This is a genomic window from Gloeocapsopsis crepidinum LEGE 06123 (assembly GCF_015207655.1).
GTDB lineage: Bacteria > Cyanobacteriota > Cyanobacteriia > Cyanobacteriales > Chroococcidiopsidaceae > Gloeocapsopsis > Gloeocapsopsis crepidinum.
The window spans coordinates 1-16,714 of record NZ_JADEWN010000061.1; the positions used below are offsets into that span (position 1 = coordinate 1).

18 protein-coding genes are annotated in these 16,714 nt (G+C 41.8%); 7 read left to right on the forward strand and 11 right to left on the reverse strand.

Annotation, left to right across the window (positions count from 1 at the left end; translation table 11 throughout):
• Positions 1 to 94: 94 nt before the first annotated feature.
• Together IQ230_RS20185 and IQ230_RS20190 are read right to left on the reverse strand one after the other, a co-directional pair.
• Positions 95 to 808 (reverse strand): ImmA/IrrE family metallo-endopeptidase, encoded by a 714-nt coding sequence (locus tag IQ230_RS20185; RefSeq protein WP_228055185.1) that lies wholly within the window; start codon positions 806 to 808, stop codon positions 95 to 97.
• Positions 809 to 1,223: 415 nt separating this feature from the next.
• Complete coding sequence (locus IQ230_RS20190) at positions 1,224 to 2,945, reverse strand: ABC transporter ATP-binding protein (RefSeq protein WP_193934046.1); 1,722 nt, start codon at positions 2,943 to 2,945, stop codon at positions 1,224 to 1,226.
• Positions 2,946 to 3,123: 178 nt separating this feature from the next.
• Between IQ230_RS20190 and IQ230_RS20195 the strand changes: the two genes are divergently transcribed.
• Both IQ230_RS20195 and IQ230_RS20200 read left to right on the forward strand, forming a co-directional pair.
• Positions 3,124 to 3,414, forward strand: a complete 291-nt coding sequence (locus IQ230_RS20195) for a nucleotidyltransferase family protein (protein ID WP_193934047.1) — start codon at positions 3,124 to 3,126, stop codon at positions 3,412 to 3,414.
• Positions 3,404 to 3,751: a HepT-like ribonuclease domain-containing protein gene (locus IQ230_RS20200; protein ID WP_193934048.1), complete on the forward strand. Its 348-nt coding sequence runs from the start codon at positions 3,404 to 3,406 to the stop codon at positions 3,749 to 3,751. Before IQ230_RS20195 ends, IQ230_RS20200 begins: the two co-directional genes overlap by 11 nt.
• 52 nt (positions 3,752 to 3,803) lie before the next feature.
• Here IQ230_RS20200 and IQ230_RS20205 read toward each other — a convergent pair whose 3' ends face one another.
• The 3 genes from IQ230_RS20205 to ahcY form a co-directional block, all read right to left on the reverse strand.
• Positions 3,804 to 4,409, reverse strand: coding sequence for a DedA family protein (locus tag IQ230_RS20205; RefSeq protein WP_193934049.1), 606 nt, complete (start codon positions 4,407 to 4,409; stop codon positions 3,804 to 3,806).
• A 121-nt stretch (positions 4,410 to 4,530) separates the two neighbouring features.
• Positions 4,531 to 5,148, reverse strand: a complete 618-nt coding sequence (locus IQ230_RS20210; RefSeq protein ID WP_193934050.1) for an exopolysaccharide biosynthesis protein — start codon at positions 5,146 to 5,148, stop codon at positions 4,531 to 4,533.
• A gap of 71 nt (positions 5,149 to 5,219) precedes the next feature.
• Positions 5,220 to 6,497, reverse strand: a complete 1,278-nt coding sequence (ahcY, locus tag IQ230_RS20215) for an adenosylhomocysteinase (protein WP_193934051.1) — start codon at positions 6,495 to 6,497, stop codon at positions 5,220 to 5,222.
• Positions 6,498 to 6,609: 112 nt separating this feature from the next.
• Between ahcY and IQ230_RS20220 the strand changes: the two genes are divergently transcribed.
• The 5 genes from IQ230_RS20220 (at position 6,610) to IQ230_RS20240 (ending at position 11,906) form a co-directional block, all read left to right on the forward strand.
• Positions 6,610 to 8,250 carry a mechanosensitive ion channel family protein gene (locus tag IQ230_RS20220; protein WP_193934052.1) on the forward strand — a complete coding sequence of 547 codons (1,641 nt, stop codon included), beginning with the start codon at positions 6,610 to 6,612 and terminating at the stop codon, positions 8,248 to 8,250.
• A gap of 566 nt (positions 8,251 to 8,816) precedes the next feature.
• Complete coding sequence (locus IQ230_RS20225; protein ID WP_193934053.1) at positions 8,817 to 10,382, forward strand: phytoene desaturase family protein; 1,566 nt, start codon at positions 8,817 to 8,819, stop codon at positions 10,380 to 10,382.
• Positions 10,383 to 10,676: 294 nt separating this feature from the next.
• Entirely contained in the window at positions 10,677 to 10,946 is a 270-nt protein-coding gene (locus IQ230_RS20230; RefSeq protein WP_193934054.1) for a hypothetical protein, read from the forward strand.
• A gap of 40 nt (positions 10,947 to 10,986) precedes the next feature.
• Positions 10,987 to 11,364: a hypothetical protein gene (locus tag IQ230_RS20235; protein WP_193934055.1), complete on the forward strand. Its 378-nt coding sequence runs from the start codon at positions 10,987 to 10,989 to the stop codon at positions 11,362 to 11,364.
• Positions 11,365 to 11,525: 161 nt separating this feature from the next.
• Positions 11,526 to 11,906 carry a hypothetical protein gene (locus tag IQ230_RS20240; protein WP_193934056.1) on the forward strand — a complete coding sequence of 127 codons (381 nt, stop codon included), beginning with the start codon at positions 11,526 to 11,528 and terminating at the stop codon, positions 11,904 to 11,906.
• An 82-nt stretch (positions 11,907 to 11,988) separates the two neighbouring features.
• Here the strand turns inward: IQ230_RS20240 and IQ230_RS20245 are convergent, their stop codons facing one another.
• The 6 genes from IQ230_RS20245 to IQ230_RS20270 form a co-directional block, all read right to left on the reverse strand.
• Positions 11,989 to 12,675 carry a gamma-glutamylcyclotransferase gene (locus tag IQ230_RS20245; protein WP_193934057.1) on the reverse strand — a complete coding sequence of 229 codons (687 nt, stop codon included), beginning with the start codon at positions 12,673 to 12,675 and terminating at the stop codon, positions 11,989 to 11,991.
• Positions 12,676 to 12,840: 165 nt separating this feature from the next.
• Complete coding sequence (locus IQ230_RS20250) at positions 12,841 to 13,572, reverse strand: DUF1995 family protein (protein WP_193934058.1); 732 nt, start codon at positions 13,570 to 13,572, stop codon at positions 12,841 to 12,843.
• Between the two features lie 241 nt (positions 13,573 to 13,813).
• Positions 13,814 to 14,023: a hypothetical protein gene (locus tag IQ230_RS20255; RefSeq protein ID WP_228055186.1), complete on the reverse strand. Its 210-nt coding sequence runs from the start codon at positions 14,021 to 14,023 to the stop codon at positions 13,814 to 13,816.
• Positions 14,024 to 14,178: 155 nt separating this feature from the next.
• A complete protein-coding gene (locus IQ230_RS20260) occupies positions 14,179 to 14,721 on the reverse strand; it encodes a GNAT family N-acetyltransferase (RefSeq protein WP_193934059.1) in 543 nt (180 codons plus the stop codon).
• 105 nt (positions 14,722 to 14,826) lie between these two features.
• A complete protein-coding gene (gene def / locus IQ230_RS20265; protein WP_193934060.1) occupies positions 14,827 to 15,363 on the reverse strand; it encodes a peptide deformylase in 537 nt (178 codons plus the stop codon).
• A gap of 6 nt (positions 15,364 to 15,369) precedes the next feature.
• Positions 15,370 to 16,662, reverse strand: a complete 1,293-nt coding sequence (locus IQ230_RS20270) for an HhoA/HhoB/HtrA family serine endopeptidase (protein WP_193934061.1) — start codon at positions 16,660 to 16,662, stop codon at positions 15,370 to 15,372.
• Positions 16,663 to 16,714 lie beyond the last annotated feature (52 nt).

A 16,714-nucleotide genomic window follows, 5' to 3' on the forward strand; every position in this document is an offset into this window, starting at 1 on the left:
CTGATTGATGTGTCACCTTGTGTGTATGCCTTAACTATTTTTTCTCGCAAGTCGAGCGAGTACGGTTTCATTAGACTTCATTTGTGTACTCCTCTTACTGTACCTCATAAACTTGCAATAGGCTGTATGTAACCTCTTGCTCTTGAGATGAATCGAATAAAGTATGGCAGTACTCATGAGCAGCAGAAAAATTTTGTCGATATAGATCATCAAGGTAGTTAATGAGAATACAATGTCCGGCAACTGGATGGTTGATGTACAATCCAGAAATATTTTTATCCTCTAACCGCCGCTTGAAGACATGAATACCTTGCTGCCTAATCAAACCAAATATGTCTTCTATTGGTTTTTGTCCTAGACCTAAACGTTCTCTTTCAAAAGCAGCAGCTTCTTCGCCTTGCTGTTTAAAGTGTTTATGACTGAACAATGATTGTCCATATTTAGGAATTACTATAGGCTGACGCTGAAATATTTCTCGTTCTAAAAAATCCTCATATTCGCAAAGCCGAACAAATTCTTGAATAGCAACACGATCCCCTTGAGAAAGTGTAGCATTGCGTCGAAACATCTCTTGAACTTGTGACTCTGCTGACGGATAGTCACCTGTGACAAAGTACCTAAAATCACGACGATACGAAGCAGCTAACAGTACTAACTGATCACCAGTAATCCTACTCCTACCCGCTTCAATATCTAGATACTCCTGCAAGCTTATTTGAAGCCGTAGTGCAGAATCTTGCGGAGCAATTAAAAGGCTTTCCCGCGCCTCCTTGAGCTTTCTACCTAAAACTGTATAATCAAACGCCATTTTTGTATAGGCTAACGATGTTTGAAAAATCGGCTTCCAAAATCATTCTACTTTATTCAATAAATATACTCGTATTAACCAAGCTCTGGCTGCTAAGCACCTTGGACTTCTGACAGCCGATTTTCATAAACCGCCCTCGCCAGAATCTTAGGCTACACAACAATTTATCGGACAGAGCTTTGCTGTCCATTTATTTACCTTTTAAAGGAAGATAAACAAACTGCTGCTGTCAATTCACTTAAAATCGGTAGATGCACAGTAGGGTATAGGTATATCAACCCTGGTGTGGGTGGATAGAAAGCGAAGTTTCGTATATCTTCTGAATTTACCATTGTAGAATTCGGGCTTAATTGCACAAAAAAGTATAAGTGTATGTGCATTCACCACATAGTTGATAGACCCAAGCAATCAAATACTAATTAAATTGCTGAGCATAATATCGGGCGTAGCGACGTGACAGGGCTAATAATTCTTCGTGTGTTCCTGATTCGACGATTTGCCCTTGTTCGATCACTAAAATGCGATCGCAGCGGCGCACAGTAGCTAGACGGTGCGCAATGATAAATACTGTACGACTGTGCATCAGTCGTTCTAAGGCTTCTTGCACCAAAGCTTCCGATTCAGAATCTAAAGCACTAGTAGCTTCATCAAGAATGAGAATACGTGGATTGAGTAGTACTGCACGGGCGATCGCGAGTCTTTGTCTTTGTCCGCCTGATAAATTGACACCGCGTTCTCCTACTAGAGTGTCATAACCATAAGATAGCTGCGTAATGAATTGATGTGCATTCGCGATTTTAGCGGCTGTCTCAATTTCATTAAGGTCAAATTCAGTTTTACCGAAGGCGATATTTTGGGCGATCGTCCCTGAGAAGAGAATCGTTTCTTGCGGTACAATCCCAATTTGTCGGCGTAAGCTACGTAAGGTGACATCTTGAATATCAATGCCATCGATCAAAATTTCACCAGATAGTGGATCGTAAAAACGCGGTAGCAAATTTACAATCGTCGTTTTACCCGCACCCGAAGCACCGACAAACGCAATTCTTTCACCTGGATGCGCTAATAAGCTTAAGTCTTTGATTACGGGTTGTTCAGGTTTATAAGCAAAAGAAACGTGGCGATATTCTACTTTACCTGTAACAGGAGGAAGGGCGATCGCATTAGGCTTTTCTAAAACAGTGGGTTTGATTGCTAATAATTCAAAAATGCGATCTACTGATGCTTGTCCTTGCTTAAATTCGTTGTAATTAGTTGTGATAATGCCAATTGGGTCAATTAATAAAGCTAAACCAGCGACGTAACTCACAAATTCGCTAGCAGTCAAGTTTCCTGTAGAAATTTGCCAACCACCTAAAAACAATAATATTAAAGCACTGATAGCTTCGAGAAAACCAATGACTGGAAACTGAATCGCTTTTAATCTCTCTGCAGCATATTTAGCTTTACGATTGCGTTCAGCATCTTGGCGAAAGCGATTTAAGGCATAATCTTCGGCAGCGAAAGCTTGCACTAACCGGATACCACTGAAAACCTCAATGAGTAATGCTGATAAATCTGATATCTGATTTTGACTGCGACGCGAAACTTGCTGCAACCGTTCGCCAAACCAAGCAATCAAAATCGCCATTAATGGCGCAATAATCAAAGTTGATAACGTCAGTTGCCAGTTGAGATAAATCATGTATCCCAAAACGACAATCAACTGCAACACACAAGGAATAAAGTCGTGAAAGATTTTGTTGATGACTTCCCCGATGCGGTCAATGTCTTCGGTGAGACGATATGATAAATCACCTGTTTTAGCAGTTTCAAAATAGCTTAAGTTTAACCGCTGTAGATGTGCATAAACTTGCTGACGCAGATCAAACGCAATAAATAAGGCAGCTTTTGCCATTAAGGAATCTTGACCGAACTGTGCGATCTTTTGACTGAGAAATACGACAGCACTGATAACTGCAATTTGTGCGATCGCCAACACATTTCCCTGTCCAATATAGGCTGCAATGCGACCTGCTAACCACGCAAGTATTGGCCAAAAAACAGTAAAAACCAACGTGCAAACAAAAGCTTGCGCAATAGTTTTCCACTGCGGCTGAATGTAAGGTAAAAGTTGCCAGTAATGAAAGCGTTTCAAGCTGTAGCGTCCAAACGAAGTTTTGTTATTGATCTGACGTTACCAGTATCAGTTACAGTTTCGCAGCGATTCTATTTTCCTAAGATTAGAGATTGACTTTGGTGAGTTTATGCCAAAATTGAGCTGGCGTCTAGAGCTACAATGGCGGTAATGATGATTTGAGTAGGCTTTGAGTAAAATGAAAAGAGATGAGGTGCTAGCAATTTTACTAGCCCATCAGACAAAGCTGAAGGATTTTAATGTAAAATCATTATTGCTGTTCGGTTCCGTTGCTAGAGATGAAGCGACAGCAGAGAGTGATGTCGATTTGCTAGTTGAATTTGAACAACCTGTTGGATTATTAACATTTGTGAGACTACAGCGTTATCTAGAGAAGATTCTAGAATGTTCTGTAGATTTGGGAACGACAGACTCACTAAAGACTTATCTGCAAGAACCTGTGTTAGGGGAAGCAGTACGTGCCTTCTAGAAAGTTGCGTCAGAGAATTCAAGATATTTTAGAAATGAGTCTTGAAATTGAAGACTTCACCAAAAACATAACCTTTATAGATTTCCAAAATGACAGAAAAACTATAAAAGCAGTTTTATACAACTTAGCGATTATTGGTGAAGCAGCAGGTAGTCTCCTACCTGAGATTGAACTTCTTTATCCAGAGATTCCTTGGATTGATATTCGAGGAATTCGCAATATTGTTGTACATGAATACTTTCGAGTCAATTTGGAAATTATCTGGAAAACTATCCAAACTGATTTGCCTCCACTAATACAACAACTGCAAGAAGTCATAGAGCAAATATCAAAGTAAATGACAATCGTATTCGAGGCTTTCAATTTTTACTGAGTGACGCTGATTAGACTTAGCTATACCGCCGCATATTTTTTCTGACTATCCAAAGGATGAATGCGATGAGTAGAGTAACAACTACAATTTTAGAAACAGGACCAAGATACTCATCTACCAATTCGTAATTATCTCCTAGAACGTAACCTAAGTAAGTCAGCAAACCTACCCACAATAACGTGCCCAGCGTGGAATAGAGGAGAAAGGGGACTAAATGCATTCCACTGATACCCGCAGGGAGTGAAATCAAAGTGCGGACACCAGGAACTAAGCGACAAAAGAAAACAGCTTTACTGCCGTGGCGATCAAACCAGCGATCTGCTTTAGTAATATCTTTGCTAGAAATTGATATCCACTTACCGTATTTGTCTGCTAGCTGTTGCAAGCGATCGCTACCAAGAATTTTACCTGCATAGTACCAAGGCAACGCACCTATCACAGTACCCAAAACTCCAGCAGCGATCGCTGGAATAAACTGCATTTGTCCTCTGGCAACAGTAAAACCTGCTAAAGGCATAATTAATTCGGAAGGAATTGGCGGAAATAAATTTTCAAAAAACATTAACAATCCAATTCCTAAATATCCCAAAGAACTTATGGTATTTGTAATCCAATTGAGCATAAAGTCTATTTCTGAAGTAGTTTTGGATGGAGAGCAGCTGATCTTATTCCAGTTGAGTAACTGAACTATTATTGAGTTACTAGTTACTAGTCACTAACCACTTTATGGTATTGACTTTTGGTTAAAAAGATGACCTAAGCCAATCAATCAGACTTGTACTTCCGAAATACAAGGCAACTAGAATTGATGTAGATAGAATTGCGCCCAGTAAACACAAAACTAAACCAAGTAAACTGATAGCGCCGTCGTCTTCGAGTAAACCAAAGCCAGTCACAAAAATTCCCATTGCAGGAAGTGTATTTGTACCAGGAATAGGAATCATCATGGAAATTGCCATGAGTGCGATCGCACAACCAATTACAACTCGCCCAGTCAGACTAGTGCAGATGTAACTTAAACGCGGACGGGCGATCGCTTCGATACGTTTTAACCACGGAATCCCTGTTTTTAAAATGCCTTGTAATTGTTTTAAGGCGATCGGGTGATTTGCTAGTCGTGGTGGAAGCCAGGGAGATTTAGCCCCAATAACTAACTGCACAGCTAAGACAAAAAGTAAAATTCCAAACGGAACCGAGTATCCTGGAGCAGGTAAAGGTAAAGCTGACGGTAAAGACAGCACGACAAATAAAAAGCCAAATATGCGTTCTCCCGCCAGTGCCAATATTTGCGACAAATTTACCTGTGAGGGGCGTTCTTCTTCAAAAAAGTAGCGGTGTAATTCTACAGAAAGTCGAGCCACGATTGAATTCCTTAAATAAACGGGGCGCTACCAACAACGCCCCGCAACATTCTATTCGCAATCAGCCTAAATTATGTACCAGCAGTCCAAGAGTTAATATATTCTTCTTGCTCTGCTGTTAGGCTATCAATGTTAATTCCCATTGCTTGCAACTTCAAACGCGCAATTTCTTGGTCAACTTCGGTAGGAATCGAGTGAATACCAGGTTCTAAACTGCCTTTGTTCTTCACTAAATATTCACACGCCAAAGCTTGGTTAGCAAAACTCATATCCATGACTGCGCTGGGATGTCCCTCAGCAGCAGCTAGGTTAATTAAACGTCCTTCACCTAGAACAACAACCGACTTACCATTTGGCATCCGGTATTCTTGGGTAAAGTTGCGGACTTGCTTAACTTCTGTTGCAGTTGCACCGAGTGATTTTAGATCAATTTCAATATCAAAGTGACCAGAGTTACAAACGATCGCACCGTCTTTCATTGCTTCAAAGTGTTCGGCACGAATCACGTGCTTATTACCAGTTACAGTAATAAATAAATCGCCCTCTGGTGCAGCTTCAGACATTGGCATCACGCGAAAACCATCCATGACAGCTTCGATTGCTCTTATGGGATCAATTTCGGTGACAATGACATTTGCACCCATTCCCCGCGCCCGCAACGCAGTACCTTTACCGCACCAACCATAACCAGCAACGACTGCGGTTTTCCCTGCTAATAGGAGGTTTGTAGCACGGATAATGCCATCAAGAGTAGATTGACCTGTACCGTAGCGATTATCGAAGAAGTGTTTAGTGTCAGCATCATTAACATTCATTGCAGGGAATGTCAAGACCCCATCACGAAACATAGCTTTGAGGCGGACAATACCTGTTGTTGTTTCTTCGGTAGTTCCAATAATATCAGCGATTTGATGTTGCCGTTGTTGAATTAAAGTAGCAACAACATCGCTACCGTCGTCGATAATGATGTTAGGACGGTGATCGAGGGCAATTTGAACGTGACGATGATAGGTTTCATTGTCTTCGCCTTTGATTGCGAAAACTGGAATATCATGATCCGCAACGAGGCTAGCAGCTACATCGTCTTGAGTAGAAAGTGGGTTACTGGCAATTAGTATTGCGTCTGCACCAGCAGCTTTCAGCGCGATCGCCAAATGTGCGGTTTCGGTAGTAACGTGACAACACGCGATTAAACGAATTCCGGCAAGGGGTTTTTCTTGGGCAAAGCGATCGCGAATTTGACGCAAAACAGGCATTTCGCGCCCAGCCCATTCAATCCGCTGTTTTCCGGTTGCAGCCAGGGAAATGTCTTTAATTTCGTACTTTGGCTTAGTCGAAGTTGCAGTCATTAATTATCCTTTAATTTAGAACTGGGACGTGTGACCTAGCTTAACTGTATTCTTTACATATTATTAACCGTTACTCTATGTAACAGAGAATACTTTGAGCTGGAGGATAGAGATGTACTCTCGATTTTGGGCAATTACGGGGTCAATTTTTTTTAATACTGTCATAATTTCCCCTCTTGCTGCTCAAATACCAGCACTTCCAATACCTTTACCGAATCTTACTCAGCAGACAGACACCTCAGAAACTCAAGTCGTAACGACTTCAATTCGGTTGGATGGTCGTCGTTTGTTTCAGATTGCAGCACCTAGGGCAAGCTTACAACAACGGGTTGACGATATTCAGCAGCGATTACAAGCTATTAGTCAAAGTTACTTTCAAAGTGACTCTGACGAACTTCAGGTAGACATCAGGGAACAAAACAATCTACCCATCATCTACGTCAACGGTCAACAGCTATTGACAATAACAGACCTTGATGCTCAAGTGCAACAGGAAGAAGATCCGTTTAGTTTGGCAGAAAGATTAGCTCAATCTTTAGAACAAAACCTCAGAAGAGCAAAACAAGAGCGACAACCAGAAATTCTACAGCGTCAAGGTGCGATCGCTGCTGGTGTTTTGCTGGGTGTGGTTGTGACAAGTTGGGGAATTCGCCGTTGGTATTGGAAACTAAAACAGCAGCCTGTCACGTTTGCGACTCCACAAACAACAAATCCAGTGACAACTCAACTCACACGACAGCGACACCGCAATATTGAAGAAGTTCGACAGCGCCTATTTCAACTTACACAAAGTCTTGTTTGGGGTGGTGGTACGCTGGTTATTTTGGGTTTATTTCCCTTTACGCGAATTGTCCAAGCCTGGATTTTTACAGCACTCACAATTCCCTTCACATTAGTAATTGTCGGCTTAGGAACTTATGTTGTTATCCGCTTGAGCTATATTTTGATCGATCAGTTCACGGCAGCTTTTGCGAGTAATGCGTTGCTAACTTCAGAAGACGCTTTAAGATTGCAATTGCGTGTTTCGACAATTTCGGGCGTTACCAAAAGTATTGCGACGCTGAGTGGAGTTATTATCGGTGCGCTCATTGCTTTGACAGCGTTAGGAGTTAACATTGCGCCTATCCTTGCTGGTGCTGGTTTGATTGGTGTTGCCGTTTCTTTAGCTTCTCAAAACTTAATCAAAGATGCAATTAACGGTTTTTTGATTATTGTTGAAGATCAATATGCGCTTGGAGATGTGATCGAAGTAGGAACCGTTGGCGGCTTAGTTGAAAACCTCAATCTGCGAATTACTCAACTACGAGATGCTGAAGGGCGTTTGATTACAATTCCTAACAGTGAGATCAAAATTGTCGCAAATCTTTCAAGTCGGTGGTCTCGCGCTGATTTAAATATTCCTGTAGCGTATCATGCTGATGTTGATCAAGCGTTGAAGCTTATTAATCAAGTAGGTGTCGAGATGACACAGGATATTCGGTGGATGGAACACATTATAGAAACACCGCAGGTATTGGGAGTAGAAAATTTTGGCGATCGCGGTTTGGTAATTCGCGTATGGATTAAAACCCAACCTCTGAAACAATGGGATGTCGCGCGAGAATATCGCCGTCGCCTCAAAATTACTTTTGATCAAGAAGGAATTCCAATTCCCTTTCCCCAACAAACTATCTGGCTGCAGGACTCGCAATTTCAGTCGATACTTGATAACGATAAAAAGATCAAAGAAAAGGACAATAAGCGGCTTAGTTAGAGAGATTTGAGTTTTGAGTTCTGAGTTGAAAGAAGTTGGAGAGTTTTGAGTTCTGAGTTGAAAGAAGTTGGAGAGTTTTGAGTTTTGAATTTTAAGTGAACAGAAGAAACTAGAGAGGTTTGAGTTATTTGAGTTAATAGAATTTTCTTAACTCATACCTCAATACCCTATAATGTGAGGGCGGTGATTGTTTCTGATAGCCTTTAAGAGGGTAGTAGAAAAGACCATTATTAAGTATTTACCAGTTACAGACTAGAGTAGTAGTTTTTGATACGGCACATTTTTGCAGATAAATTTTCAAGAAGTAGTTAACTCTAGTTCAGCGTTGAATGAAATAATATCAAGTTATATAGATTTGAGTGGCATGAACTTAGGTAGAGTCAGCCAGAGATAAAATAAAGTGAATCATTGCAACCTTGTCAAAAATGACTTGGTTGAGGTAAGTGTATGCAAGGTAACTTGTAAGATGTAGCACTTTGAGGTGCTAACGATAAGACAAAACTGGTTGCAGCAAACTTAAGTAAAAACCACACTGCCAATACTATTGCCAGATACAGGAGGCTTAGATGGAAAGCTTCGATTATGTGATTCTGGGAGCGGGACTAGGTGGACTTTCAGCAGCAGCGTGTTTGACGCGACAAGGACATCGAGTTGCTGTCTTAGAAAAACACTACTTACCTGGTGGATGTTGCCATACTTTCGACTATGGTGAGTATCGCTTTTGTGCCGATGTACATTACATTTCACAATGCGGTTCTGGACAGGCGATCGCCCAGTTTCTCAACTATATTGAACGCGATGTCGAATTTAACTCGCTCGATCCTGAGTGTATCGACAGAGTAGTCACACCCGAAGTTGATTTTAGAATTCCTTTAGGATGGGAAAATTTGCGATCGCGTCTCTTAGCAACTTTTCCAGAAGAAACTGACGCTATTAATCGTTATTGCGATGCAATCAAGCAGTTACACCAGGAAATTCACAGTTTAGTGCGCGAGGTCAGTTGGTACGATCAAAAATGGTCAGATTGGTTAAAACTACCAAAATATTGGAACTTATTTACTAAACGAAATTGGACACTACAAGACCTTTACGATCGCGTTGGGCTATCTCCGAAGCTACAAGCTGTATTAGCAGGTCAAAGTGGTGATTATGCCCTACCACCAAATGAAATTGCCTTACTGACTCATACTGCCCTTGTCTGGGATTATTCCGAAGGCGCTTATTATCCTAAGCATCACTTTAAACACTTTGTAGACACAATTGTTGAAGCTATTCGATCAGGTGGCGGTGTTGTTCAATTATCGACTTTAGTAGAACATATAGAAGTTAAACACCACCAAGTCCAAAGCGTCACTGCTGGAGGTAAAACGTATCAAGCAAAAGTTGCATACATCAGCGATCTTGACCCTAAGTTGACTGTACAGTTGATGCATGATTCTCATGCTTTGAGTCAACAAGAACTAAAGCGCCTTACTGGTTATGAGTACTCAGCTAGTGCCTTTAATATCTATCTAGGATTAGATAGTAGATTCAATCCTCAAAACTATGGAATCGGCAATTGGAATATCTGGTATTACCCCAATAGCGATCTCAACCAAGCTTATCAACAACAATTATTAGGCAATCTGCACCATCCCTGGATTTTCCTCTCTTGCCCTACGATGAAATCTGATGAATCAGGAATGGCTCCTCACGGTCATCATGTTTTAGAAATTGCGACTGTTTGTCCCTATGAGCCATTTAAGCACCTACACGAAACCGATCCCAAAGCCTATAAAGCCAAAAAGCGCCAAATTTACCAAGAGATCATGAATAGTGTGCGGGATTTGATTCCTGATGTCGATACTTATGCCCGCATGAAAGTTCCTGGTACTCCAACAACGAGCGAATACTACTTAGGACAACCTCAAGGCAATATTTATGGAGCAAAACTCACACCAAAACAGGTTGGCTTAAATCGTTTGGGATATCACACCGAGTTGCCCAATCTTTTCTTAGTAGGAGCAAGCGCAGGCTATCCAAGTGTACCTGGAGTTATTGGCAATGGGATGGATGTCGCTGAATTGCTAACAGGGCAATCTATTTGGAGTCACCAAAAAGCTAAAACTACTGGGGAGTTAGTGTACCACTAGTTTGTCAACGAGAGGGACTAAACAGCTATCAGACTTTTTAGCCATCAAAATCCCTCTCAATTCTGTGATATTTTTACGCAGTGCTAGGGAGTTAAAAGGCAGAGTGGTGTAAGTGGCTGTAACTGCCTATTCATCAGCTTTTCTTCACCTAAAATTCAAAATTAAATTGCCTAGATTTTCCCCATATTCAGTACATATGTACTATAATAGATGAAGTAGATTCATCGAGCCTCAGCATAAGCAGTCAATGGCTCTACGGCGTACTCATCACGGATAAATTCAAGCTTTTGTCCTATGACCAAACACTATCTTCTTAGCCTTAATCCAACAGCGAAGCATGACTGGGATCGTTGCGCTCTACGCGATCCGATTACCGCTAAGCGCCCAGAGCTAGCAAAATTGATTGCCGAAGCGATTGATGCAGAACCAGGCACTTACCTTGTGTCTGTCAATATTGAAGTGAAAGTTTTAGAGCAAGCTCCTATGCATCAAGCCGAGCAGCTACCAATTAGCCCCGCAGAACGTTCGTCTACCCACGCTCAATTCAAGGAACTAGCCGCATAATCTCTCCCTAATTTCTGACCTCTGATCCCCAACCCCTCGTATGATGACAATGCAATTGAGTCATTACCCAGCGGCGATCGCCCAAGCTGCTCAACGGGTAAATGAACTCGACTCTCAAATTATGGCGGTGCAACAACTTGTTTACCGCGAAGAAGGTAATGCAGACACTCGCTCAGCTTTTGATCCAGATTTGAAAAATGATACTCAACGACGATCGCGTCGCTTTGAGTTACTGCTAGTTAATCAAGAATATCAAACCGCACTGAATACATTAATGCAGTTAACGGCAGAAAAAGCCAATGCTCTAGCGCATCTAGAATATCTCCGTAACCAGTTTAGTGTTGCAAAACTAGAGTGTCGGCGAGCGATCGCACAGCAACTTACTGACTTTGAATCGAGAGAACTCGTAGGTTTGTAATTCTAAACACAAATTAATTTTTCTAGCTAACAGCCTGATAGTCAAGACTGTTAAAGCAGTGAACTCATCTTCGCTGCTTTTTTCTTTGGCGTTCATTATGTAAAAAATGCTGACTCAGCTTTTCTTGATTCAGAATGGTATAAGTTAGTTGCAATTATTTCATGACTCAAGTTACATCAGAAGACATTGCCAAATTTCGGGAAAAGTTACAAAACTATCCCGATGCCTCAACCGCCCTCGCAGCAATAGAAGATTGTGAGGGTAATCTTGAAGATGCGGCAATGGTGTTAGCCATTCGAGCAGGGCAACAACCAGACATTGCCAATGCAGAATGGTTAGACAGTTTAGCAAAAAAATGTCGTGCAATTATCTGCCGCGAAGAAAACAAACACGCACTACAGAGCGACGACTATGCTTCAGTGATAAGACATTTAACGACAACAAGGCTTTGTCCACCACTGTTAGTTATTCCAGTTTTGATGTATGTATTACAACAGGGTATGGATCAATTTTGTCAGCCTTTAGATACAGTTTCTACTTAAAGGTTGGTCATGGGTAATGGGTAGTAGGTATTCTTTCCAACTACCAGTTACCAGTCCTTAAGTTATGTTTATTTTTACTCACTTACTTAGTAGACAAGTGCTGAGCTATAACTTGTGCTTTTAGCTTTAATAGTGGTTTATCACATATTCCATACTGCATCAAGCCATCAACTGTGTGAACTAAATAATCTGCACAAGTGCCGAGTTTTCCGTTGGCTGTTGCTAGGCTATTGACAACAACTTCATTGGAAACATTGCCCGCATACATGACATGACTGTGATTAATAGTAAAGGCGATCGCATCCCAACGTTCTTTGCCATCCACAACTTTTACCCAACGTGGAGTGTAGGAACCGACTACCATTTCTCGCCGCCACAGAATGAGTAATTCTGTTAGTACATCTTCTGCGGGAATGCGATATGCAATACCACGACAGCTACCACCACGATCGAGTCCTAACATTAACCCTGGATTTTCTGGTGTTCCTCTACCAAGTGGCGTCCATAGACAAAAGCGACGATGCCATCCGTAAATTGTACCGACACGGCGATCGCTAAATTTCACTGTAGGATTCCAAATCAATGAACCATAAGCAAATACCCAGACATCTGAGTGCGAGCGCTGTTGGAGAATATCTTGTATGGACTGCTCTAGCTCAGTTTCATTCAAGATACGCAGATCTAATCCTGATTGTGCTACTAGTTCCTGTAATTGTCGCGATTCTAAGTAAGCACGAGTAAGCGCAATAGCTCCTTGACCGTCACTCATTACACATCCATCAATCAATTATCTCAGCACATCTGTCACCGCACTAATGGTAATAACAGTGTTCTTAAAACCCCAAGCTATTGTCACTGGTAAATGCTTTTAACGCAGTATCAACAATAGCAAAACAACTTTTTACTTAACTCAAAACTCAACACTCTTTAAGCTTTATCGGCTCAAAGTGCGTAAAAATCTTTGCATACTTGCAAATATTCCTGACTTTTTAGCTTGTGTAGAATCACCAGTTTGTTGTGAACTATTACTTGACAGAATTAAATCTATTTCATCACCTACAGGTTTTTTTGGCTGTTCGGCAATTAACTGATATTCGCCATTTTTATTTTCTCGCCACACTTGCCAAGGAGAGGGATAACAACGAAATACTGCCGCATCATCCATTGGTCTTAAATAGTAGCAAGATTCAATAGTATTAAGAAAGCGCGATCGCAACTGACGTCCCGCATAACCAATACCAACGATCGCCACATCTTCTAACCGAGGATTTAGTAAAATAAAGGGTCGTTCTCCGACTACTTGATACATTTTTTCTACTTGCCCAACTTCAACTGCGGAAGGTGCAACAAATAAGAAAGCTTCATCTTCAGGTAATACTTGCTCCTCTACAGGAACTCTACCACTACCAATATCTAAAATTTTAAATGGTACTGAACCCCAATCACGACGCGCAAGTGCAGCCGCACCAGCATCAGGGAAAAAAACCTTAAGTTGATTGCCATAAGAGTCTAGCGCTGGTAGAAATTGCTCAGCAACAGGCATCGGTTTGAGTTCTGGAATGACAATCTCAATTTGGAGTAGCGAATAACCATCCGCGATCGCTGCTTGTGTTGCTCCTTGGGCTTGCGCGATCGCTTGTTCTAGTGTTTTCGGAATTTCTGCCATGATCTCGTATTTCGTGCTGCTATAATCTAGCTTACAGTGAGTAGGATAAGCATCCTGTTCATTGTCAAGTTAGTTCAGGTCAGCGATCGCTAATAACTGCTTAAATGTGAGCAATCTGTTTTGCTGGTTAAAGGGGTAATGATGATGTCTTGAGACGGGTGTGACCTACTCGCAACAGTAGCAAGCAGATCTTACCTTTGAAATTGACAAATCTGAGAAGGGATACCGCATCAATATGACATCATGCTTGGAGTAGCTGGGCATATACATTATCCTCAGCATTGTCCCAAACTGCATCGAGCGATGTTTGACTTGCTTGTAGCCAAAACTCAGCCTCGTTTTCAGGTAAAAGTGTTACCAGCACTGTTACCCCTTCTGGTAGCTCTGCTGATTCTAATAGCTCAATTTTCTCCTCCCGAACCGTAGCCCAAAGCGTTTTTAACATATCCATTGCCTGAAACCATGCGTTGATTTTATGCCGTAACTATAATGTTTGTGCGTTCGGCTTCGCCGTCTCGTTCGCATAGCATCTCCGTAGGAGAAAGAGAATCGCCTCACTAAGAGCCTCAATGCATCAGGTTGCAACAGTCCGCTCCCAGCAAATTGTTATACCGTCACTGCCACAGCGCCACGCATCACATAGACTGCATGTGTTTTATTACCGAATTGTTGAGGTTCTGTTTTACGAATAACCTCAAATCCTAACTTTTTCCAAAATTGTAAGCCTAGCTCATTGGCTTCAACCACAGACAATGATACTTGCTTGACTGCTTGTGCTGATACCCAGTTCTCAAACGCCTGATAAAACTCTGAACCTAATCCTCGACCTCGCTGCTTGGGACTCAACATCATCAATCCTAACCACCACGTCTGATCGTCTGGATAATGACGAATCGATTCAATCATCCCGATTAGATCATTTTGTGGATCGAACAACCCAAAAATATATTTGTCCTCCGTCGTTTTTCCATCTGGTACAGCATCAAATTCGTCACGTGCTGCCGTGGGTGAAGGAGGTTGACCATCAGTTAAAAGTGCAAATTCTGTGCACTGCTCGTAGAGAGTTTGCAGCACCACTGCATCCTCTGTTTTGAGGAGCTTTACTAAGTAGCTAGGACGATTTAGAGCGAAACTTGCTGAATTGTTCATACCTCATTACCAATGATATTTGCGATCACCCCAACTTACTATCGATAGCCTTAACTTGAGATCAAACTACGCCTCAACTCGAAATAGAGACGGCATAATAAGAATTTATGAGGAAGTAGCAACAATTTGCTTTTGATACTCTTGCTCAGTGACAAGATCCAAAGTACTCTCTAGACGATCTAAAAATACAATGCCATTGAGATGATCTAGCTCGTGTTGAAAGATGCGGGCGACAAAATCTGTTAACTCCTGCTTTTGCCGCTTACCGTTGCGATCGCTATATTCCACTTCAATGATTTGATATCGCGGTACTAACCCCCGAATTCCTGGAATACTCAAACAACCTTCCCAGCCTTTCACGACCTCTGTCGAGTGCGCTAAGATTTTGGGATTGATCATCGCTGTCGCATCCATAGTTGGAGCATGAGGATACCGAGGATTAGGGCGAGAAGCAACAATGAATAAGCGATAAGACTCAGCAACTTGCGGTGCAGCAATTCCGACACCGTTGGCTTGCCCAACAGTTGCCATTAAGTCATCAACGAGATTTTGAATATGATGATCTTGGATATTCTCAACATATTGAGCTTGGGTGCGGAGTATGGGATGACCAAGCTGTACAATTTCTAGAATTTCTGCCATAAGTTATTAACTTTCACTTTGCACAGGAAGATTCTCAAGTCTCACGGCTACTTGTCTAGATTGCCCATTGCGTTGAACACCAATTTCCATTTGGCTACCTACTTGACTACCTGCAACTAAGCGTTGTACTTCTTCGGTTGTTTTTACAGGCTGATTGTTAATTGTTTGAACGACATCACCAGCACGCAATCCAGCGCGCGCAGCAGGAGAACCAGGAACAACACGAATAATCAAAATCCCCTCATCTGCTGTGACATCAATTTCACCATCAGATTCAATTTCCAGTTGTTGCCTCACTTCTGGGGTTAGTGTTGCCATTTGTACGCCTAGATAAGCGTGCTGTACTTCTCCGGTAGCAATCAGTTGTTGGGAAATATTTTGTACTGTGTTAATGGGAATCGCAAATCCTAGCCCTTGAGCGCCACTGATAATGGCTGTATTCATACCAATGACTTCGCCACGCGCATTGAGTAAAGGACCGCCAGAGTTACCTGGATTAATCGCTGTATCGGTTTGAATTAAATCAACACGCTTATCAGAAACACCAATGTCACTTGTAGAGCGTTCGGTAGAACTAATGATTCCTGCTGTGACAGTATTATCTAGCCCCAAAGGATTGCCGATCGCAATTACCCATTCACCTGGTTGTAGTACTTCTGAGTTACCAATTGGAACTACAGGTAAGTCGCTTGCTTGAACTTGAATGACTGCGACATCGGTGACAATGTCTTGTCCTACCACTTCACCTTCAAACGTACGACCATCTTTAAGCGTGACACTGACGCGATCGGCACCATCAACAACATGGGCATTGGTTAAAATTTGACCTGAGTCACTGATAATAAATCCTGAACCCGTACCGCGGACAACTCGCTGTCTCGGTTGTGTTGGGTTTGGTTGAATGCCAAAGAATCTACGTAAAATCGGGTCATCAAGTTCTTCGGGTAACTGTCGCGAAACCGTCCTAGCTGCGTTAATTCTGACAACTGCAGGTCCTACCTTCTGTACGGCTGCAACAACAAAATTGGGGTCTGTCGGTGCGATCGCCGCTGTTGTATTCACAGGTTGTTGAGGAGTTGGTTGAGCAGTTGATTGTTCTGTTTGCGTTATGTTACCACGTTGCGCACATCCACTCAGACTTGCTAGCCCTATTCCAGTTAATAATGTTAAAAGATAACCTACGGTTTGCCGCTGCAACAATGTCTGTATATTAACTTTCCTATGAATTGTATCTTTATAATAATATTTTTTATGAATATTTGTAGAGTGTAGTTCAATATTGCGGCGGATAGTGCTCATTTGTTTTTGTTTTCTAAAAATCAAACTTTTGGTGGTACCTTGCGGCGTAATT